Annotated in this window: 29 protein-coding genes and 1 tRNA gene; all 30 read left to right on the forward strand. The window is 45.5% G+C overall.

The genetic code is table 11. From position 1 onward, the window contains the following. A partial coding sequence (locus tag DWZ76_RS11305) for a hypothetical protein (RefSeq protein ID WP_243017822.1) occupies positions 1 to 265 on the forward strand: 265 nt, incomplete at its 5' end. Positions 266 to 269: 4 nt separating this feature from the next. After that, positions 270 to 518: a hypothetical protein gene (locus DWZ76_RS11310; RefSeq protein WP_118472709.1), complete on the forward strand. Its 249-nt coding sequence runs from the start codon at positions 270 to 272 to the stop codon at positions 516 to 518. 134 nt (positions 519 to 652) lie between these two features. Then, positions 653 to 1,243 (forward strand): DUF6273 domain-containing protein, encoded by a 591-nt coding sequence (locus DWZ76_RS11315; RefSeq protein ID WP_118472710.1) that lies wholly within the window; start codon positions 653 to 655, stop codon positions 1,241 to 1,243. Positions 1,244 to 1,342: 99 nt separating this feature from the next. Then, complete coding sequence (locus DWZ76_RS11320) at positions 1,343 to 1,546, forward strand: hypothetical protein (RefSeq protein ID WP_118472711.1); 204 nt, start codon at positions 1,343 to 1,345, stop codon at positions 1,544 to 1,546. 64 nt (positions 1,547 to 1,610) lie between these two features. Further along, positions 1,611 to 2,753, forward strand: a complete 1,143-nt coding sequence (locus DWZ76_RS11325) for a sarcolemmal membrane-associated protein (RefSeq protein WP_243017823.1) — start codon at positions 1,611 to 1,613, stop codon at positions 2,751 to 2,753. Between the two features lie 15 nt (positions 2,754 to 2,768). Beyond that, positions 2,769 to 4,493, forward strand: coding sequence for a DNA cytosine methyltransferase (locus tag DWZ76_RS11330; protein WP_118472713.1), 1,725 nt, complete (start codon positions 2,769 to 2,771; stop codon positions 4,491 to 4,493). A gap of 96 nt (positions 4,494 to 4,589) precedes the next feature. Beyond that, positions 4,590 to 5,513: an HAD family hydrolase gene (locus DWZ76_RS11335; RefSeq protein WP_118472714.1), complete on the forward strand. Its 924-nt coding sequence runs from the start codon at positions 4,590 to 4,592 to the stop codon at positions 5,511 to 5,513. A 250-nt stretch (positions 5,514 to 5,763) separates the two neighbouring features. Further along, positions 5,764 to 5,886 (forward strand): hypothetical protein, encoded by a 123-nt coding sequence (locus DWZ76_RS15415; protein WP_279220591.1) that lies wholly within the window; start codon positions 5,764 to 5,766, stop codon positions 5,884 to 5,886. 322 nt (positions 5,887 to 6,208) lie between these two features. Then, positions 6,209 to 6,868, forward strand: a complete 660-nt coding sequence (locus tag DWZ76_RS11340; protein WP_118472715.1) for a hypothetical protein — start codon at positions 6,209 to 6,211, stop codon at positions 6,866 to 6,868. A 106-nt stretch (positions 6,869 to 6,974) separates the two neighbouring features. Then, a complete protein-coding gene (locus DWZ76_RS11345; RefSeq protein WP_118472716.1) occupies positions 6,975 to 7,169 on the forward strand; it encodes a hypothetical protein in 195 nt (64 codons plus the stop codon). 156 nt (positions 7,170 to 7,325) lie between these two features. Then, the gene (locus DWZ76_RS11350; protein ID WP_118472717.1) at positions 7,326 to 7,589 is read left to right on the forward strand and encodes a hypothetical protein; all 264 of its coding nucleotides are present in this window, start codon (positions 7,326 to 7,328) and stop codon (positions 7,587 to 7,589) included. Positions 7,590 to 7,627: 38 nt separating this feature from the next. Further along, complete coding sequence (locus DWZ76_RS11355) at positions 7,628 to 9,250, forward strand: PBSX family phage terminase large subunit (protein WP_207663650.1); 1,623 nt, start codon at positions 7,628 to 7,630, stop codon at positions 9,248 to 9,250. 57 nt (positions 9,251 to 9,307) lie between these two features. Then, entirely contained in the window at positions 9,308 to 10,717 is a 1,410-nt protein-coding gene (locus tag DWZ76_RS11360) for a hypothetical protein (RefSeq protein ID WP_243017824.1), read from the forward strand. Between the two features lie 30 nt (positions 10,718 to 10,747). After that, the gene (locus tag DWZ76_RS11365; RefSeq protein ID WP_118472719.1) at positions 10,748 to 11,965 is read left to right on the forward strand and encodes a phage minor capsid protein; all 1,218 of its coding nucleotides are present in this window, start codon (positions 10,748 to 10,750) and stop codon (positions 11,963 to 11,965) included. A gap of 100 nt (positions 11,966 to 12,065) precedes the next feature. Continuing rightward, complete coding sequence (locus tag DWZ76_RS11370; protein WP_118472720.1) at positions 12,066 to 12,257, forward strand: cysteine-rich KTR domain-containing protein; 192 nt, start codon at positions 12,066 to 12,068, stop codon at positions 12,255 to 12,257. 226 nt (positions 12,258 to 12,483) lie between these two features. Next, a tRNA-Ile gene (locus DWZ76_RS11375) sits at positions 12,484 to 12,557 on the forward strand. A gap of 33 nt (positions 12,558 to 12,590) precedes the next feature. Continuing rightward, positions 12,591 to 13,232, forward strand: coding sequence for a hypothetical protein (locus tag DWZ76_RS11380; RefSeq protein ID WP_118472721.1), 642 nt, complete (start codon positions 12,591 to 12,593; stop codon positions 13,230 to 13,232). Between the two features lie 48 nt (positions 13,233 to 13,280). Then, positions 13,281 to 14,456, forward strand: coding sequence for a phage coat protein (locus tag DWZ76_RS11385; protein ID WP_118472722.1), 1,176 nt, complete (start codon positions 13,281 to 13,283; stop codon positions 14,454 to 14,456). Positions 14,457 to 14,468: 12 nt separating this feature from the next. Further along, positions 14,469 to 14,966, forward strand: coding sequence for a hypothetical protein (locus DWZ76_RS11390; protein WP_118472723.1), 498 nt, complete (start codon positions 14,469 to 14,471; stop codon positions 14,964 to 14,966). A gap of 2 nt (positions 14,967 to 14,968) precedes the next feature. Then, on the forward strand, positions 14,969 to 15,199 hold the full coding sequence (locus DWZ76_RS11395) for a hypothetical protein (protein ID WP_118472724.1): 231 nt from the start codon (positions 14,969 to 14,971) through the stop codon (positions 15,197 to 15,199). Further along, entirely contained in the window at positions 15,196 to 15,498 is a 303-nt protein-coding gene (locus tag DWZ76_RS11400) for a hypothetical protein (protein ID WP_118472725.1), read from the forward strand. The genes DWZ76_RS11395 and DWZ76_RS11400 overlap by 4 nt, the downstream gene beginning before the upstream one ends. 61 nt (positions 15,499 to 15,559) lie before the next feature. After that, complete coding sequence (locus tag DWZ76_RS11405) at positions 15,560 to 15,922, forward strand: hypothetical protein (protein ID WP_243017825.1); 363 nt, start codon at positions 15,560 to 15,562, stop codon at positions 15,920 to 15,922. 126 nt (positions 15,923 to 16,048) lie between these two features. Beyond that, positions 16,049 to 16,390: a hypothetical protein gene (locus DWZ76_RS11410; RefSeq protein ID WP_147353136.1), complete on the forward strand. Its 342-nt coding sequence runs from the start codon at positions 16,049 to 16,051 to the stop codon at positions 16,388 to 16,390. 3 nt (positions 16,391 to 16,393) lie between these two features. Next, a complete protein-coding gene (locus tag DWZ76_RS11415) occupies positions 16,394 to 17,038 on the forward strand; it encodes a DUF4417 domain-containing protein (protein ID WP_118472728.1) in 645 nt (214 codons plus the stop codon). A gap of 95 nt (positions 17,039 to 17,133) precedes the next feature. Then, positions 17,134 to 17,496: a hypothetical protein gene (locus DWZ76_RS11420; RefSeq protein WP_243017826.1), complete on the forward strand. Its 363-nt coding sequence runs from the start codon at positions 17,134 to 17,136 to the stop codon at positions 17,494 to 17,496. Positions 17,497 to 17,532: 36 nt separating this feature from the next. Continuing rightward, entirely contained in the window at positions 17,533 to 18,003 is a 471-nt protein-coding gene (locus DWZ76_RS11425) for a hypothetical protein (RefSeq protein WP_118472730.1), read from the forward strand. Continuing rightward, positions 17,996 to 18,508 (forward strand): hypothetical protein, encoded by a 513-nt coding sequence (locus tag DWZ76_RS11430; protein WP_118472731.1) that lies wholly within the window; start codon positions 17,996 to 17,998, stop codon positions 18,506 to 18,508. Before DWZ76_RS11425 ends, DWZ76_RS11430 begins: the two co-directional genes overlap by 8 nt. 60 nt (positions 18,509 to 18,568) lie before the next feature. Next, the gene (locus DWZ76_RS11435; protein ID WP_118472732.1) at positions 18,569 to 19,066 is read left to right on the forward strand and encodes a hypothetical protein; all 498 of its coding nucleotides are present in this window, start codon (positions 18,569 to 18,571) and stop codon (positions 19,064 to 19,066) included. Positions 19,067 to 19,081: 15 nt separating this feature from the next. Continuing rightward, a complete protein-coding gene (locus DWZ76_RS11440; protein WP_118472733.1) occupies positions 19,082 to 19,534 on the forward strand; it encodes a hypothetical protein in 453 nt (150 codons plus the stop codon). Next, positions 19,534 to 20,112, forward strand: a complete 579-nt coding sequence (locus DWZ76_RS11445) for a Gp15 family bacteriophage protein (protein ID WP_279220594.1) — start codon at positions 19,534 to 19,536, stop codon at positions 20,110 to 20,112. Before DWZ76_RS11440 ends, DWZ76_RS11445 begins: the two co-directional genes overlap by 1 nt.

Raw genomic sequence — 20,112 nt, forward strand, 5'->3', positions numbered from 1 at the left:
CGTTGGCAGAGATAAGCAGATATATGAGGCTGCTGGGGAGGTGGAAGGAATGATGGAGATAAAGATAACACCAAGAAAACCAGATGAAGTTGGTGGCTATCTTATGATGCCGCTAGTGGCAAACGTGCCAAATGGGCGCAAAGGCTGGAAGATAGTTAAGTGCCCGGAATGCGGGGCGGCGTGCTGGTATAGATCGGGACAGGAGCAGGTAAGGGCGATAGCAGTATGTACAATGTGCGCTCTAAAACATGGACTGGGGAGGTAATGAAATGGTATTGATGTCAAATAACGATGGAACGTGGAGTGCTCATGATGAGACTTATGATATCATTATCCGCTGCGGCACAAAAGAGGAAAATGAGCGGGTTATGGAGCTTCTGAAAAACGAGCCAATTTCCAAAAAAGACGTTTTGGAAATCATCAAAGAAACCGGAGGATGCGATGCATCGGATGATTTCTCGAAAGGCTGGGATATGGCCTGTGATGCCATTGCGAAGAAAGTCTCGGAAAGGTTATAGAGAGATGTTATGAGATGTCCATATTGTAATTATATTCCAGAATGTGACGAGCAGACCTGTGATGGATGCGAAGTTTATGAGGACTTTTTGGATGATGCAGATGACTTTTATTAAAATTTGGAGGTAATTGGAAGATGAAAGTAAAAAGAATGATTAAGTCTGACGTTGATACTTTTAAGGTTGGAGATATTATCAAGGTCAAACTCACGGACGGTGTGAAGGTGCAGGCTATGGCTATGCAGCAGGAAGAGGACGGCGTGATTTTCTGCCTGGTTGATTGCCTGCCTGGTGAGTACCCGATGAACAGCACCCGTACCAATGAAGGAGGTTACGAAGAGAGTGACCTGCGTAAGAAGCTGAATGGTGAGATTCTGAATCTCTTCCCGGCAGAACTCAAGGCTATGATGGCTCCGTTCGACAACGGTGACCTGCTCCGTCTGCCGACTGAGAAAGAGATTTTTGGAGAGAACTACTACGGTGAGTACGAAAGCCCGTATGTGAAACAGTGGAAGCCCATGAAGAAGTGCAGAAACCGTATGACGTTCGATGGCACTAAGGATGAGAACTTGCAGTGGTACTGGCTGATGAACAAGGTCAGAGAATCCGCTGCTTACTTCTCCTATGTCAACAACCGCGGTAATGCGAACACCTCCGGTGCTGCTGCCTCTCTTGGCGTTCGCCCCGCTTTCAAATTAAGAAACAGTGTGGAGGGCGATGAATCATGAACGAAAAATGCAACAGAGCGTGCTGGAACTGCTGGTATGACGAATTTTGCGACTGGCGTCCGGCGGGGGATGAAGATGCGTGCGAGGAGTACATAGCAGATGAAGAGGGTTAAGTGGTTAGATAAAGAGTGTAATAGCTGTGGTGCGCGCCTGAATAGCTGGGATGCCAGAATATCCAAGACACTGGCGTACAAATACCCATGTTGCGAAAAGTGCATCGCAAAAGAATATGACAAGACGCCGGGGGAGCTGCGGGAGCAAATGGAAAACTTTTTCGGGATGCGTCCTTGCCAAGGGATTTAAAGAAGGTGGAAAAGTGGCGGAGTACAATTTTTTGACACAAGCCCTTCTGGCAGCAGGATACACCGTGGACAATTTCCCGACAGACAAGGTTAGGCTGCCCGGTGGATGTTATGGTAAAAGCCCACTGGAGAACATTTATGGAGGTTTTGAATACGTCTGTAGATATAGCGATAATTTTGTCTACAAAACAGGTTGCGGCTTGTATGTAAAGGGCAGAAATGTGATTGGAAACATGTCAACGGCTGGAATTGACTGGTGCCATGAAAACGATAACCCTGTTATAAGATGTCCGTATGACAAGCCAGATTGTCCACAAAACGATCCGAAGTTGTATGGAATGCAAGGCGGCGGACTGTGTATACAGTGCTGGTGCGTATGCCATCGAACAAAGGATGATTATAATTACGACTCCAGTGTTGAGAAAAAGAACGACGAGCGTCTGGAAGAAGAAAAAAGAAAATATAAGGAACTGGTCGAAAAACGTCATGGGCGGGTGTGCAGAAATCATGCATATTATAACGAACGCGCAAGAGAATGGCATATCAACTATAGACCTGAACGGTGCACGCACTGGTGCGAAAGAAACTATGGCTTTTGTCCGATACTTGGCAAAGAACTGGACAAGAAAAAAGGCAATGTATATTACGACCTGAAAAAAAGTGGCAGGCGACGCGAAGGAGAGCAGTTATCCTTGTTTGACGGTGAAGAGTGGACGACCATCACAAAAGGATTGAAGGTATTTGATAAGCCTGTCAGCCTGGATATTTGCCGGGCGTACGTAAAAGTGCAACGGGATGAGATCTTGGAGAAGTGGGAAATGAATAACGCCTTCTATCGCCTGATAGATAAGAGCCTAAAAGCAGAAGTCCTCAATGTTCGGGCAGCCAGGACGGAAGCACGGGATTTGATGCAGGATTTACAGGATATCCAGAATGGAATCACTGTATATCACGAATCAGATTTGCAAAAGTCCGAGCAAACGAGGAAGAAAGAACGGCGGAAGCAGGCACAAGCAAAAAGAATTGAGAAGCTGGAAAGGAAACTGATCGCCTTTGGCTATGAGAATTTACAGACTGTAGACCAAATGCAAGCTGACAAATGGCTGGAGCCGGAACGTCTGGAAGAGCTGGAAGAAATCAGACAGAAGCGGGCGGTAGAAGAGAAAAATCAACCTGTTCAAATGAGTATGGCGGATTTTATGAAGTGAGGAGACGGAACAACGATGATTAACGGAGAATTGATAGTAGATAACTTTGCTGGGGGCGGCGGGGCAAGCACCGGCATCGAAGAAGCGACAGGGTACTGTGTAGATATCGCGATCAACCATGATCCAGAGGCGATCAAGATGCATAAGGCAAACCACCCGTACACGAAGCATTACTGTGAGGATGTGTGGCAGGTAGATCTGGTCAAAGTATGTGGCGGGCATCCGGTGGCGCTGGCGTGGTTTTCTCCAGATTGTAAGCATTTCAGCAAAGCAAAGGGCGGGAAGCCAAAGGACAAGTTTATTCGCGGTCTGGCGTGGGTTGCCTGCCGCTGGGCAGGACTGGTACGTCCGCGCGTGATAATGTTGGAGAATGTCGAAGAGTTTAAGACGTGGGGACCGCTGGGGCGTCGGAAGCATCCGATCAAGGCAAAGCAGGGGCTAACATTTAGAAAATTTGTTCAGCAGCTTACTGATTTAGGCTATGAGGTGCAGTTTCGAGAATTGGTGGCGGCAGATTATGGAGCTCCTACCATGCGGAAACGGTTCTTCCTGATTGCGCGATGCGATGGCAAGCCGATCGTATGGGCGCGACGTACCCACGGACCGGCAGACAGCCCGGAGGTAAAAGCTGGCTTGCTGAAACCTTATGTGGGGGCGTATACACAGTTGGATTTTTCACTCCCGTGTCCGAGTATTTTTGATAGCGCCGAAGAAATTAAAGAGAAATATGGAATCCGGGCGGTGCGTCCGCTGGCAAAGAAGACAATGGATCGTATCGCTCGCGGAATCAAGAAATTCATTCTGGATAACCCGGAACCGTTCTTGATCCAGTGCAATCATGGCGGCGAACGTAAACCGGGGGATATCCGGCAGCCAATGCCGACAATTACGGGAAAGCATGGTTTTGGAGTCGTTGAGCCAAAACTTGCCCCGATTATTGACAAAGCATATGGCGGGAACTATTCCGGCGCGGGGAGTAGAGTAAACGATCCAATAGATACTATTACGACGGTCGATCACAATCGACTTGTGGAGGCAACGCTGGCGCCGTGTATTATGTGCAACAATGAAAATAATATTGGAAAAGATATAAGAAGTCCGCTCCCGACAATAACAACCGGAAATCGAAATTTTGTGGCTGCACCGGTATTGATTCAGTATCATTCTGAAACCAACCAAAACGAAACGCGCGGCCAAGGCATACAAGATCTGCTTATGACTGTGGACGGTTCGAATAGATATGGTCTTGTTACATCGTTTATCAGCAAATTCTATAAGAGCGGCACCGGGCAGGATATAAGGGAGCCATTACATACAGTGACGACCTCTCCGGGGCATTTTGGAGAGGCGCGGGCGTTTTTGACGAAGTATTACGGTGCCGGTACCGGACAGAACATAAAAGCGCCGCTTGATACTATCACAGCACAGGACCGCTTCGGACTGGTAACCATATATGGCACTGAGTACCAGATTGTGGATATTGGACTGCGGATGTTGAAACCGAAAGAGCTGTACGGCTGCCAGGGATTCCCGGATGACTACATCATCGACCGGGATTGCGACGGGAAGGCTTATCCGAGAGCGGAGCAGGTGCGGCGTTGTGGAAACGCTGTGTGTCCGCCGATACCTACGGCGCTGGTGCGGGCGAATCTGAAAGAGTTATGCATAGCGAAGCGGCTGCCGAATTGCCGGGCGGATCGTCTGGGCGAGGATGCGGGCGGGCAGCTGAGGTTCGCGTAGGTCTGGAGAAAGCAGTTTCTGTTTGAAGCAGACGCTTTCTTTTTGTATTATTTTGATGTATGATAAAAGAAAAATATGTATGATGGGAGGGGTATAATGGCAAATATTATTGCAATCGTATGGGACTTTGATAAAACATTGGTAGATGGATATATGCAAGATCCCATTTTCGAACATTATGGTGTGAATGCACATGATTTTTGGAAAGAAGTAAATGAATTACCTGAGAAATATATGACCGAGCAAGGGGTTTTAGTAAACCCAGATACTATTTATTTGAATCAATTTATTCGATATGCAAAAGAGGGCAAATTCAAAGGTCTTACAAATGAAAAATTAAAGGAATTTGGATCAAAATTAAAATTTTATGCAGGAGTTCCGGAAATTTTTCAAGCAACAAAAGATTTAATAGAAAAGGATCCTATTTATCAGGAATATGGAATAAAAGTCGAACATTATATAGTAAGTACGGGGATGTCACAGGTTATAAAGGGCTCTTCGGTAATGCCGTATGTAGAACACATATGGGGGTGTGAGCTAATTGAGGGAGAAGATAATCAAGGAGCTCCTTGTATTTCTGAAATAGGCTTTACAATAGATAATACGAGCAAGACCAGGGCGTTGTTTGAAATTAATAAAGGAGTAAATAGTAAAGATGGGCGAGAAGGTGTTAAGGTAAATACTAAAATTCCAGAAGAATTACGACGAGTTCATTTTATAAATATGGTTTATATTGCGGATGGACCAAGTGATATTCCAGCATTTTCAGTAGTAAATAAAAACAATGGTGCAACATTTGCAATTTATCCAAAAGGAGATAAAAAGGCAATGAAGCAGGTTGAACAAATGCGTGTAGAGGGCAGAATTAATATGTATGCTGAGGCGGATTATACGGAAGGAACAACGGCATATATGTGGATTTGCAATAAAATAACAGAATTTGCAGAAAGGATTAGAGAAGAAGAAAAGGAAAAGATTGCAAAGTATACATCAGCAGGAGAACCAAAACATTTAATTTAGTAGTAAAGGGCATTATGTTCGATAAAACCAAGATACTTTTTTGAAAAAGTGACTTTTTGAAAAGGTTAGCAGATGCTATAATAAAGCGGTAAGGAGATTTACATAATAAAAAACCAAGCACCCAAAGATGCTTGGCTCTTATTGGAAACGTTTCCGCCGTCCAACTGGTTTATAATCCTATTTAGCGATTTGATTATAACACGGTGGAGGCTCTTTCGCAAGGGGAAATAGCGAAAGGAGGGCGATATTCATGTGGATTTTTAGAGCATGGATGACAACCAAAGATGGTCAGCGAATTTACGCTAAAGACCGTGGTAAGAGAGCTTTTCGGTTTTGGGTTGGTCCGGGACCGGAGCCTGTTAAGAAAAATTAGCTGATTTGTGGAGGACTTTTGCCAGTTGGAGTACCTCTGGTTTCAAGAAAGGAGCCGGAGATATGGCTAAAACAAAAAGCAGTGTTAGAGGTGCGCAGAATAAAAAAATTGTGGTGGTAAAACCGTATGTAAGAAAAGATGGTACTAAGGTAGATGGCCATCGCAGATCTACGCCGAATTAATGTGGGCTCTACACTAATAGTTGTGGGGAGATTCTAAGGAATCCCCCACAGTTACTAATGTAGGGTCTTTAATTAACCAGGTATCTTCTAGTTGGGTGGTAGCTTTTGCTTTTTGTGAAAAATTCAAGGAGAATTTGGAAATGTACAATGATTTGTGGAAGAAAATAATTATTGCTTTGACGGCATTTATAGGAATACAAATTGTTTTAGTAATAATTCCGGGCTTTGTGATTTTACTAACGACCCCTAACATTATAAATGTGAATACGGAAAGCCAATGGATCAGTTTTTGGGGAAATTACTTTGGCGGGCTTATTGGTGCAATCACATCGTTAGGTGTAGTAAGATTGACAGTATATTTTGAAAATAAAAAAGAAGATAAAAAGAATAAGAAAAAGTTTTGCGAGGAAGTGATAAGCGGTATTATCGAATTAGATATATTATCTGAAGAAGTTTATGTATGCGATGAAGATTTGGCTAAGTGTTTGAAAGATGAGGCTCAAAAGGATATTCTATATGGGAAACAAGTAAAAATATTGAATATGTTTTTAAAAACAAAAACACTATTAAAAGTGAAAATTTATTCCGATAAATATAGACTTAAATATATGGAACCATTAACTTTGCATCTGGAAAAATTGGAGGATATAGTCCAAAAGTTGACAATAAAGGAGTATTGTGCAGATAATATAGATGATTTTTTTAAAGGCAACGTTAAAAATGTATACCAAGAATTAGTAACGGAATGCGAGAATACCGAAGAAATGTTAATACGTTTTTTCAAGGATAATGTGGAATAATAAGGGGGAGAATTAACGTAGTAGCTCTTTTGTGAAGTAGATTAATGGAAGGGAGAAAATGCGCTTTCGATATGATATGCTCTTCGAAAAAAGGAGGTAAAAAGAAATGCGAAAGAGAATGAGAAGGGAGTGGTTGGATGTCTACAGAAAAAGATGCGAGGAGCGGAAGAAAGAACTGGAAGAACTCATAAGAATAGCAAACATGATTGATAAAGAGCATTGGATTCAAAACGGAGTGCTTGATAATTTGAATCATCGCTTGCGGGTTGAAATGGCGAGAATTGGGAAACTCTCTGGATAAAGAAGAATAAAATTTGTATACATTGCTTAAAGAGTCGTTGCCGGGAGATTGGCAGCGGCTCTTTTTTGCTTCAAAAATTCAAATGTGCAGAGAACCCTTATTATTCCAACATGATAAAATGATGGCAGAATGCCAGAAATAAGGGAAGTGATAGACATGAATCTGAATGCAGCGATGCGGAAGCTCCAGAGGGCTATTCTCGTTCGAACCGGTTTAGTAGTGAAAATTGGGACGAGCCAGTTTCATAGCAAGGACCAGAACCGTATGATCACGATGTATTCACTGACAACGCCAGTGCTGCAGGAGAACCGGAGGGGAGAGTGGAGGATGAAGGACTATGAGATTATCCGGACGGCATCGCAGATTGAGATTGTCATGACGCTTCGGGAAATTTGGACACAGTTAGAGGGCTGGGCTTGAGCTGGAGAAGGGACTGTACGATGGAAGAGGGTGGATAGATGAAGCTGACGCCGAAGCAGAAAGCTTTTGCGGATAATTACATAGAGAATGGGGGGAATGCTTCTGCAGCGGCGCGGGACGCAGGATACAGGGAACGGGCGGCGGGGTCGATGGGAGCGGAGAACCTGAAAAAGCCGCAGATAGCCGCCTATATAGCCGAGCGGCAGGAGAAAATAGATTCCGACCGTATCTGTACGCTGAAGGAGATCCAGGAGCTCCGGAGCAGAGTGGTGCGCGGGGAAGAGAAGGACCAGTTCGGTCTGGATCTTTCCGTGGCGGACCGGTTGAAGGCTGCGAATGATTTGGAAAAGGCGTTATCCATCAAAGAGCAGCAGGAAGCGCTTCGCAAGGCAAAAGAGGAAGCCAGGGCGGCGGGGGAATACCATATTGATTTGGATGTGATTGCGGATGTATTCCATCCATTGATTCGCGATGTACGGCGGGGAAAGCATACAGAATACATTCTTCCCGGTGGGCGTGGTTCGACCAAGTCCTCGGGAATTTCGTGTATAATTCCAGAGCTGATAAAGAATCATCCAAGTATGCACGCGCTGATTCTCCGCAAGGTGGGGAATACGATAAAAGATTCTGTGTTCGCTCAGATGAAGTGGGCGATCGCGAAGCTGGGATTGGAAGAGGAGTTTCGGTTTAAGACATCCCCGTTTGAAATCACGTATATACCAACTGGTCAGAAGATATATTTCCGCGGGGCGGATGATCCGCTGAAAATTAAATCGATTAAGCCGGAGTTTGGATATATCGGTATTCTATGGCTGGAGGAGCTGGATCAGTTTGCGGGACCGGAAGAGGTCAGAAGTATTCAGCAGTCCGCCATCCGAGGCGGTGATGAGGCATACCGCTTTAAATCCTTTAACCCGCCGCGCAGTAAAATAAACTGGGCGAATCAGTATGTGGAGGAGGCGGAGTTTAAGGATCCGGAGGCGTTGGTCTGCCGGAGCACTTACAAAGATGTCCCGGCGGAATGGCTGGGCGAACAGTTTGTGAACGACGCCGAGCATCTGAAAGAAGTAAATCCAGATGCATACGAAAATGAGTATATGGGTCATGCGAACGGAAATGGAGGCAACGTGTTCGAATTTGTAGAGGTGCGGGCAATCACGGATGAAGAAATCAGTCATATGGATCGGCTCTACTGCGGTGTAGACTTCGGATGGTACCCGGATTCGTTTTGTTACCTGCGGACGTACTACGATGCTGCCAGGGAAACAATCTACCTTTTGGACGAACTCTATGTGACGAAGTGGAGCAATGCCAAGACAGCGGGATGGATTAAGAAAAAAGGGTATGATGATTATGTTATGATATGTGATTCTGCCGAGCCGAAGTCAATCAATGATTTCCGGGACGCGGGTCTTCCTGCCCGCGGGGCGGAGAAGGGGCCTGGCAGTGTTGAATACGGATTTAAGTTTTTACAGACAAAGAAAATTGTCATTGATCCGAACCGGACGCCGAACGCGTACAAAGAGATTACCCGTTATGAGTATGACCGGGATAAGGAAGGAAATATAATAAGCGGCTATCCGGACAGGGATGATCATGCGATTTCGGCGCTGCGTTATGCGTATGAACCGCTGTTCAACCGGAGAGGAAACAGCGCATAAGCGGTTTGTGGGTGAGAATAGATGGGATTAATAGAGACAATAAAAAGGTGGATAGGGATGATATTCAAGAAACAGGCAGAGGATGAGTTTAAGATTAAGTCCGTAGTATCGCCGGAGATGAATCGGGAGCTGAAATGCTGCGCGGGTATTTATGCTGGAAAACCTCCGTGGCTTAGTAAAAATAACAGAATCCGGACTGTGAACTTTGCTAAGTCAATTTGTTCAGAGACTGCCAGACTGACAACCTTGGCAATCGGGATCCAGATTGAGGGTAGCGCGCGGGCGAATTGGCTGCAAGAGCAGATTGATAAGGTGTATTTCCAGATTCGTCACTGGGTTGAATTTGGCTGTGCCTACGGAACCTTGTTTGTAAAGCCGAACGGGGAAGGGCTGGATATATTTACGCCGGAAGATGTTATTCTGGTAGATTATGATAATCAGAGCATTAAAGGACTGGTTTTCCGTGATACATACACGGAAGGGGATAAATTTTATACAAGGCTTGAGTATCATCGCTTTGTAGAGGTATGGCAGGACGGAAAACGTGTGTGTCCGTATTATATCAGCAATCGAGCATACGTTTCCAAATCGGCAGATGACATTGGGAAAAAGATTGCATTGGAAAAAACCAAGTGGGCGGATATGATGGAGGATACACCACCAATATTGAAAGCAAACGGGGAGCGGCTGGATGGCCCGATGTTTGGCGTGTTCCGTACACCGCAGGCAAACAACATCGATTTATCTTCTCCAATGGGACTGCCAATGTATGTGGAAGCAATCGAGGAGTTGCGCGATCTGGATGTAGCGTACAGCCGGAATGCCGGGGAGATATTTGACAGTGAGAAAATTGTGCTGGCAGACGATCGCCTGATGATGCCGGATGGAATGAATATCAAGGGCAGAACGGCGATTGAATTGGAAAAGCAGCGGGAGGAAATGAAGCTGCCGCACTATGTGAAAAACGTGTTCGGTTCAGATTCTAAGGATTTCTACCAGGAAATCAATCCGCAGCTTAACACAGAAGAACGTCTTTCTGGTATTAATGCCCTGCTGTCCCAGATAGGTTATAAAGTCGGGTACAGCAACGGATATTTCGTATTCAACGAGAAAACAGGAATGGTAACGGCAACGCAGGTGGAGGCGGATGACCGGCGGACGATCCAGCTGATAAAAGATATGCGGGACAAGCTCCAGGACTGCTTGAATGGTGCGATTTATGCATTGAGTGTGTATGCGGACCTGAACGGCTTGGCACCGGCTGGGCTGTATGAAGTGACGTATGACTTCGGGGACATAACCTACAATCGTGAAGAGGACCGGGCGCGCTGGTGGCAGTATGTTATGCAAGGAAAAGTGCCGGCATGGGTCTACTTCCAGAAATTTGAAGGAATGTCCGAAGAGGATGCGAAAGCAATGGTAGAGGAAGCACAGCCAAAAGAACCAACGCTGTTTGGGGAAGAGTAAAAGGATGCAATAGAGGAAGTGAGGGCGGCAATGCTTAGACCGGCATATTTGGCGGCGATTGCGGAAGGAAGCGAACAGATCGCTTCGGAGCTGCATGATTATATTGTACAAGCCATTGTGGGGCGGATGATGGAGCGCATCGGCAGAGGAGAAAAATATCTGCTGACTTCGGCGGACCGCTGGCGGATCCAGATCTTGCAGGATGCTGGGGAGTTGCTGGAGAATATAACGGCGGAGCTTGCACTGTATACAGGAAAGCAAATACAAGAGATTCGTTTGGCAATGGAAGAGGCGGGAGTGAAAGCGCTGGAAGCGGATGATTTGATATACAGTGCTGCCGGTCTGTCTACGGTACCACTGTGGGAGTCTCCAGCGTTGGTTCGGCTGATGGAGCGGAATATGAACGCATCGTTGGGTGAATGGAGAAATTACACCCGCACGACGGCAGAAGAAGCACAACGGCTCTATATAACAGAATGTGATAAAGCATATAACCATGTTATGAGCGGTGCAGTTGCGTATACTCAGGCAGTGAAAGAAGCGGTTGAAACGATATCTTCTGCGGGAGTGGCAGTGAAATATCCAAGCGGGCATACGGATACGCTGGAAACTGCGACAGCGCGGGCAGTTCGCACCGGGATCGCGCAGGCAACAGGAGATATATCGCTGAAACGCATGGAAGAAATGAATTGGGATATCATTCTGGTATCTGCACATATTGGAGCCAGAACCGGAGATGGAGGGCAGAATCCTGGAAATCATTTATGGTGGCAGGGGCAGTTTTATAGCAGGAGTGGAACAGACAAACGCTTTCCTCCGTTTTCGCAAACGGGGTACGGAACAGGAGAAGGGCTGTGCGGTTGGAACTGCCGTCATAGTTTTGGCTGTGGGGATGGTGTTCATAATCCATACGAAGACATTCAGACGGAGGATAATGTCCGGATGGAAAAATTGGAAAAACGTCAAAGGGAGCTGGAGCGCCGTGTTCGAAAAACAAAGCGCGCTGTGATGGGGATGCAAGTGGCAGTTGAAAAATGCCAAGATGAAGCTGCAAGGGCTGTTCTGCAACAGGAGCTGGATCGAAAGTCATTTCTCTTGCAAAAGCAAAACAGAGTCTATCAAGACTTTTGCAAATACAATAATCTGCGCCCCCTTTCGGAGCGTTTAAAAATAGCCAGATGGAGTAGGGAACAGGCGGCTAAAGCCAGAGGAGCAGCGCGGCGATATCAGAATGCGAAAAGAATATGATGACAGAAATCAATAAAAAGTAATTGTAGAGATGTGAAACGTGGGGGGAATGGATTGGGGAAAAACATGATAAAATGGCAGTATGTTGGAGGGGAGAAGAATGATAAAGAATGGATGGGTATGCTGCAGAATATGCGGCAACAAGACCCGGACAAAAATTCGGCCAGATACGGAAGCGGTAAATCTTCCAGTATTTTGCCCGGTATGTAAAAACCAGAGCATTGTAGATATTGTAAAAGGGAATGTTTTTTATATGCAGAGCCAGACGCATGACGCAGAGCCGAACGAGTAAGAAATTCTTACAGGTTTAGACTCTGCGTTTTCTATATGTTGGGTAGACTCCTTTCATGTTTGTGTGCGCCCTTAAAAGAAATCCCCAGCTAGGGGAGAGGTTGAAAAGCGGATGCAATTTCCGGCGCACACTTGCAACGCAAGTTGCACATACGTTATCATTTGTACCCCCTGTTGTGCCAAGCATAGCACATGAAAGAAAATGCTAACCGGCCTGTGCCGGTTTCGGACCGTTAGCTCAGTGGGTTAGAGCACCCGGCTCATAACCGGATGGTCCGGGGTTCAAGTCCCTGACGGTCCAGTACCATATGTTTAAATGTTAAGGAGGATGAGAATGGAGAACTATGAACAGATCCTTAAGGGAGTAGGGATTGAAATTCCCGAAAACAAAAAGGCAGATCTGAAAAAGAAGATGGAAGAAAACTACAGCACAAAAGAAGATTATGACCAGGCGGTAAAAAAGAGAGATGAGTATAAGACATCGCTGGAACAGGTACAGGGAAAATTAGACGGCTTTAAAGATGTGGATGTAGATGATTTGAAAGGGCAGATTCAGAAGCTTACCACAGACTTGGCAGATGAGAAGAAAGCCAGAGCAGAAGATGCCCGTAAGGTAGAGGTAGAAAAGACAGTCAATTCGTTTCTTGCCTCAAAGGATGAAAAAGGGGAAAAGCGGTATTGTTTTCTCAATGACATTACTGAAAATCATTTTCGGGATGCTCTTGTAGCGGAACTGGACAAGGATTCGGCAAAAGGAAAATCTATTGCTGATATTTTCAAAGGAATGGTAACGGATGATGAGGGAAAACAGAAGCCGGGAATTTTTGTAGATAAAGCGCAGGCAAACAGTGCCAAATTTACGGTTCCTGTCAACAAGGATAAACCGACGGGCGGACATAAATATACGATGACGGAGGTCATGCGCATGAAGAATGAAAACCCAGATCTTGACATTGACTCTTATATCAATGCCTGACGGCACTGTACAAACCAACAAACCGCGATAAGGTAGAAAGGACAAGCAATGGCATTATTTGATTTAAAGAATTTCAACGGCGAAGTGTTTGGGCGGTATGTAGATACTGTTCCGAATCTGAACAGAAACCAGCTTTTAAAATCTGGAGCAATTATTGAGAAAAGCCAGTATGCAGCGATGCTCCCGGATCAGACAGGAGGAAACTATATTACTGTACCGATTAAAGCACGTATCGGCGGTACACCGGATAACTACGATGGTTCGACGGATATCAAGTCGGATTCCCGTGATACGTACACGCAGGGGCGTATCGTAGTGGGTCGTGCTCACGGATGGACCGAGAAAGATTTTTCATCGGATATTACCGGAGAAGATTTCCTTCCAGCAGCGGGAGAGGTTGCGGAATACTGGGATGACGTGGATCAGGCTACACTGTTAGCAACGCTGAAAGGTGTGTTTGGTATGACTGGAACCGAGAATGTGAAGTTTGTTACCGCTCATACCTATGACGTATCGGAGAATGCAACGGAGTGCGGATTTAAGGAGATCACTCTGAATAATGCAATTCAGAAGGCACTGGGAGACAATAAAGCGAAATTCAGTTTGGCAATTATGCATTCCAAAATCGCGACGGATCTGGAGAACTTAAAGCTTCTGGCGTATATGAAGTATACCGACAAAGATGGCGTTGAAAGAGATCTTACGATGGCTACACTGAACGGAAGAACCGTACTGGTTGATGATAATATGCCGACAGAGGCAGTCGAAGCGAAGTATGTTAAGGCAGTACAGACGGATCCAGGCGCACTGAAAGTAACCACAGACGGAACAGGAACGGGTGAAATCAAGAAAGCAACGGTTTCGACTGATATTCCGGATGCGGCAGAGGGAGATTATGTAAAACTCCTTCCGGCAGGAACGGTATATACAACGTATGTTCTGGGAGCGGGTGCAATTGAATATACAAACTGTGGCGTAAAATATCCGTATGAGATGGATCGTAATCCGAAAACCAACGGTGGCGAAGATACCCTGTATTCCCGCCAGAGAAAGATTTTTTCTCCGTATGGAATCAGCTTCAAACGCCCGTCGTTTGTCTCCCCGACGGATGCTCAGTTATCAACTGGTTCAAACTGGGAGCTTGCAAATAATAATGCAAGTTCCGGAACAAAGTATTTCCCGTCGAAAGCGATCCCGATCGCACAGATTAAAACCAGAGGTTAAGGAGGTTCCGGCATGGCATATGCAGATTATGAGTTTTATAGAAAAAATTATTTCGGCAATGTCGTGCCGGAAGCAGATTTTCCCAGACTTTCGGAGCGGGCATCGGATTGGCTGGATACAGTAACTTTCGATCGTTTGGTTGACGGTCTGCCGAGTGATGAGAGAACCCAGAAACGTATTCAGAAGGCAGTCTGCGCTCTTTCAGAAACATTGTATCAGATAGAGCAGGCAGAGAAACAGGCTATGCAGATAGTCGCTTCGGGAGTTTCGACGGGCGAGAGTGGTGCTGATAACAGAACGGGTGTGATAACATCCCGATCCGCTGGAACGGAATCAATTTCTTATGCGACCCCTCAGCAGCTCGGAAGCGCCGCGAAAGAGTGGAGCGCTCTCTATGCCGCTGCGGGGGATGTGAGCAAAACGAATGATCTGCTCCTCAAAACAGCGCTTCCGCTGCTGATGGGAGTAAGAACAGACGATGGAATACCAATTTTATATGCGGGGGTGTGAGTATGAAATGCAGACAGTGCGGAAAAGAACTCAAGCCACATTGGAGTACTGATATTTGTCTTGAATGTTCAAGAAAAAATGTGAAAAAGATATTCAGAGAAAATCCCGAAATAAAGCAAGCATTCCGTGAAACTATTGAAGAACTTAAAAAGCCTGAAAATGTTGAGAAAATGGCTAAAAATACAGCCAATTTTATGAATGCTATTCAAAAGTTAAGGAGTGAAAGACAATGAAAAAGTTATTTATTTCTCAGCCCATGAGGGGCAAAACAGATGAAGAAATCCTTTCAGTAAGAGAAAAGGCAATTAGAAGCGCAGAGAAGCAGATTGGTGAACCTGTAGAAGTAATTGATTCTTTCTTCCAGTCAGCACCAGTGGACGCAAAACCGCTCTGGTATCTGGGTGAATCCCTTAAACTTCTGGCAGAAGCTGATGTGGCGTTTTTCGCTAAGGGATGGGACGAAGCCAGAGGCTGCAAGATTGAAAATACTTGCGCTATCGAGTATGGCATTGAGACCATTATTGAAGATTAGCTGATCAAACAGAATATTATGAAAGAGTGAGCATATGGGCGGTCGAGGATCGTCAAGCGGTATGAGCGACAAAGATAACGCTTATGCTAGCCAATATCATACCGTTTTAAAAAGCGGAAATATGAAATTTGTAGCAGCGAATGACAGGCACTCAGAAAGCCTGTTTGAAACTCAGACAAAAGGTCGTGTATATGTAACAGTTGCTGGGAATGATCTTCTGAAAATCACATATTACGATCGTAAAAATAAGAGAACCAAACAAATTGATCTCAACCATGTGCACAAGGGCATGAAACCACATACTCATCATGGATATAATCATAATGAAAATGATAGTGCTAAAGGTGCAAGCAATCTGACCACAGAAGAGAAGAAAATGGTTGAGCGAGCAAAACAGATATGGTACAATCGAAGCAAGAGGTAAGTGTCGTATACCCTGGTGATTACGCCTTGATGGAGGAGAGTTCGGTTCAACTCCGAACGCTTACCGAATGAGAGATATCATATCAGAAATGATGTGGTGTCTCTTTTTTGTTATACGAAGGTAAATATGGATGGACGTGGCGGAAGCAGCGGAATGGCTGGGAAAAGTACAGGATTTTCATATAAGCGGGGCAACAGAACTGTAACGGTGCAACGAACAGCGGCAGGAGTTACCCTTGTGGACGGAAGCCCAAGAAAGGTTGATTATGATACACTGCGCAAAAATATGAGTCAAAAAGAAGGGTTTAAAAATTTGACAGCTAAGGATTTGCAAGAAAAACGAGAAAGGCGATTCGAAGACCATAAAGGGCGCGATTATGAACTAGGCCTCGGGATTGGAAATAACCGGGAATACAGAAAGACTGCAAGAAGCAACAGGCTTATAAACAGAATTATGAGTAAGAGGTAGTATATGGCAGATAAATCAACCAGTATTGCCTACGAAAATTTGAATCGTCGCATCTTTCCTGGCATTGGAGAATACGGTATACCACAGATAGAGCCTGAGGTATTCGAGGGAAACTGTGAATTTATCGGTTTCAATTACGCTAGGGGCAAATGTAACAATCCAGAAGAGAAAGCTGTTCATTTCTTCTTAGATGATTATCAGTTTGACGCACTATGGAGAAATCCAGACAGGTATGTGGACAAGCTGAGTAGATTCCAGTATATCTTGACACCAGATTTTAGCACCTACACCGATTTCCCTAAAGCTATCCAGATATACAATCATTACCGAAAGCATTGGATTGGTGCATATCTGCAAGAATATGGTTGTCGCGTGATTCCAACAATATCGTGGAGTTCGCTGGATTCGTACGACTGGTGTTTTGATGGAGAACCAGAGGGCGGAACGGTGGCGGTTTCTTCGGTCGGATGTATGAACAGTGCTGAAAAAAGAAGTCTGTTTTTATCTGGGTATGCGGCGATGGTTGAGCGGTTACATCCGGAGACAATCATCTTTTACGGCAGTGTACCGGAGGAGTGCAAAGGAAATATTGTCCGGGTGCTGGCATTTAGCGATAAATTCAAGGAGGCGGTATGTGATGGGTGGTAATTATGTATAGTGATACGGTTACAGTATTTTGTTGTTACGAGTCATCAGACGAAGCCATCTGGTACCCATATGTCTTATCGGGTGTAAATTTGAATATGGATCGAGGTGCAATCTTGAAAAAATATGGTCCAGGCAGTACGGACAACGCACAGCTTCATATCGAATATCAGGAGCAGGATGGTAGCAAGCTGATCCGGACGGCAGCAGGATTCTTCCTTCCGTGGCTTCCGCCAAAGAGTTGGAAAAGGCAGGAGGCGGAAGAAAGGGCAGCTAGTATCACGTTTGGCAATGATGATTTTTTCATAGCTGGAGAATGGGAGGCAGGTGCCGTGAATGATGCTGATTACCCGGATGGTTTTTATCAGTATCTGAATGCGGAACGGGATTACTGCTTTAAGATATCCAGTGTGGGCGGACCGTACAGCCTGATCCCGCACTTTGAAATTCTAGGAAAGTAGGTGGACGACATCGCCAGAAGGAGTAAAAGAGGTGCTATGAAAAGCTTCTCTACCGTTAAGGGAAATGTTCACATAACATTGGATATGTCGCGGTTTAAGCGACAGTTTCAGAGGGCGCAATATCAGCTTGACGGGGCTGTCATGGAAAGCATGGTTCCATTTATGCCGATGATTACCGGAAGTTTTATAAATACAACCCGCGCGGCTAGTGCGGCGGTGCAAGGCAGCGGTGTTGTATATGCTGCCTATGGTCCGCAGGGGCGATTCTTGTATGAAGGAAAAGGCATGGTAGATGAGCAAACCGGCAGCCCCTGGGCGCGTAGGGGAGCGAAGAAGGTTTTGGTCAGCCAATATGGCGGAAAGACACGGGCAAAGGAACGGCTGGAATATACGAAGCAGGCGCATCCGAAAGCGCAAGCGGAGTGGTTTGAAGCAGCCAAGAAGGCAGATGAAAAGGCATGGATTCACCTGGTAAAAGAAACAGCGGGAGGTGGTAAACGTGGCTAATGTATTGCAACCGATAGGAACAGATGCGAGTGGTTATGAGGTACTGACGGCGGCGATCCGGGAGCTTTTGAATCAGTATCCGGGTCTGCCACAGGGAGAACGGATTAAGTTTGAAGAGCTGGAAAAAGACAAAGGAATTGCTTTTTCAGCGGACAGCGGTGCCTTGATTTATGAGGAGAATGAGGATGTGATAGGGAATATCTTTCAAACCTGTCAGTTTCCGTTCTATGTTGTATACCGGACGGCATCCGATCGGGAACGACGTAAACTATCGGCTCAGAGCTTTCTAGACGGGCTTGGAAAATGGCTCTGCCGGGAAAAGGTTGTGTTAAATGATAAAGAATATCGTTTGACTGAATATCCAAAGCTCTCCCAAGAGAGAAAGATAACAAGAATTGTGCGGGAAAATGCATATGGCTTGGAACCGCAGGAAAATGGTGTACAGGATTGGGTTCTTCCGGTATCTGTACGATACAGTAATGAAATATTAGAGCCAGACGCATGACGCAGAGCCAGGATCAATTTGATTTGAGGCTCTGTTTTTTTATTCAAGAAGGAGGACGTTATGAGCAAATTAACAAGAGGTGCTTACAGAACATTTCTGGATGCGGCATTTGGTGGTACTGGAACGCCTAAATGGTGGAGACTGGGAAAGTACACCGATGATTTAAGCGTTAATCTGAATCCGGATGTTTCATCCAATAAGAATGTCTGGGACGAATCGTATGTTGAGGACAACGGTTATGAACCGTCGATCGAATCGACCACCTATTATGCGGATCCGACCGATCCGATTTATCCGAAACTGCGAGATATGGCAATGAACCGGTTAAAGGGTGATGATTGCAGAACAACGATTCTGGAAGTGATTGTAGAGGATACCGCAGCGGCAAAACACAGGGCATGGAAAGAGGATGTTGTGGTGAAGCCGGAAGAGTACGGCGGCAATACATCGGGCTTTCAGATCCCGTTCAGCATTCATTTTGATGGAAACCGGAAGGAAGGTTCTGTCACGATCGCGGATGGCGCTCTCACGTGGGATGATGCCAAGGTAGGAGAATAAGGGAAGGTGTAACAGATGGGAAATGTAATTCAGATTGATGATGGCAGTAAGGTATACGATATTACGAATATGCGTGGGGAACTTTTGGGACAGTTCAAATTTATTCCATCTGATTTCGATCTTATCCGGCGTTATGATGAGACGGTTTCTGCTTTTGAGCAGATGTCCGAGGAGATCAAGGGAAAAAAAGATGCACCGATTTCCTATGTAATGGAACTGGATAAGCGTATCGGAGAACAGGTGGATTATCTGTTTAATGCGCCGGTGGCGAAAAGCTTCTTTTCGATTACCTCCCCGTTCACGATGCTGGACAGCGGGCAGTTCTTTGTTGAAAATGTGCTGAATGCTGTAAAAGGGATCATTGAGCAGGAGCGGAATGTAAAGCTTGAAGCGGTGCAGGCTCATGTTCAGAAATATACGCAGAAATACAAAACGGGTCCGGGCGGCTATATTGCCCCGGTAAAATAGTGTTTACCTGGGATCTTCCGCAGACGCTGGAAGTTGGCGGGAGAATGTATGAAATTCGGACAGATTTCCGCCCGGCTCTGGATATCTTGGTGGCATTCAATGATCCAGAGCTGCCGGAGGAAAACAAAATCCAGGTAATGATGGAGATTCTGTTTGTAGAGCTTCCACCGGAGGAGTACCTGAATGAAGCCGTAGAACGGGCGTACTGGTATCTGGATTGCGGGAAACGAAGTGATGGAAAGGCTGGTCCCAGAGTCATGGATTGGGAGCAAGATGCGTCCATGATTTTTTCGGCGATCAACAAAGTGGCAGGATATGAGGTTAGAAATCCACAGCGTTATACGCATTGGTGGACGTTCGCAGGTTATTTTGACGAAATAGATGAGGGAATCTTTTCGCAGGTCCTTGCGATACGTCAGAAACGTGCAAAAGGGAAGAAATTGGAAAAATGGGAAGAAGAATTTCTCCATGAACATCGATCGCTTGTAATTTTGGAAAATAAGACATCGGAGGAAGAGCAGAAACAGATTGCGGCAGAAGAAGCGGCAGTTGATGCGTTGTTTAAGGGGGTGTACTGA

It is taken from the genome of Clostridium sp. AF35-15, from assembly GCF_003477745.1.
In the GTDB taxonomy this organism is placed as follows: domain Bacteria; phylum Bacillota; class Clostridia; order Lachnospirales; family Lachnospiraceae; genus Otoolea; species Otoolea fessa.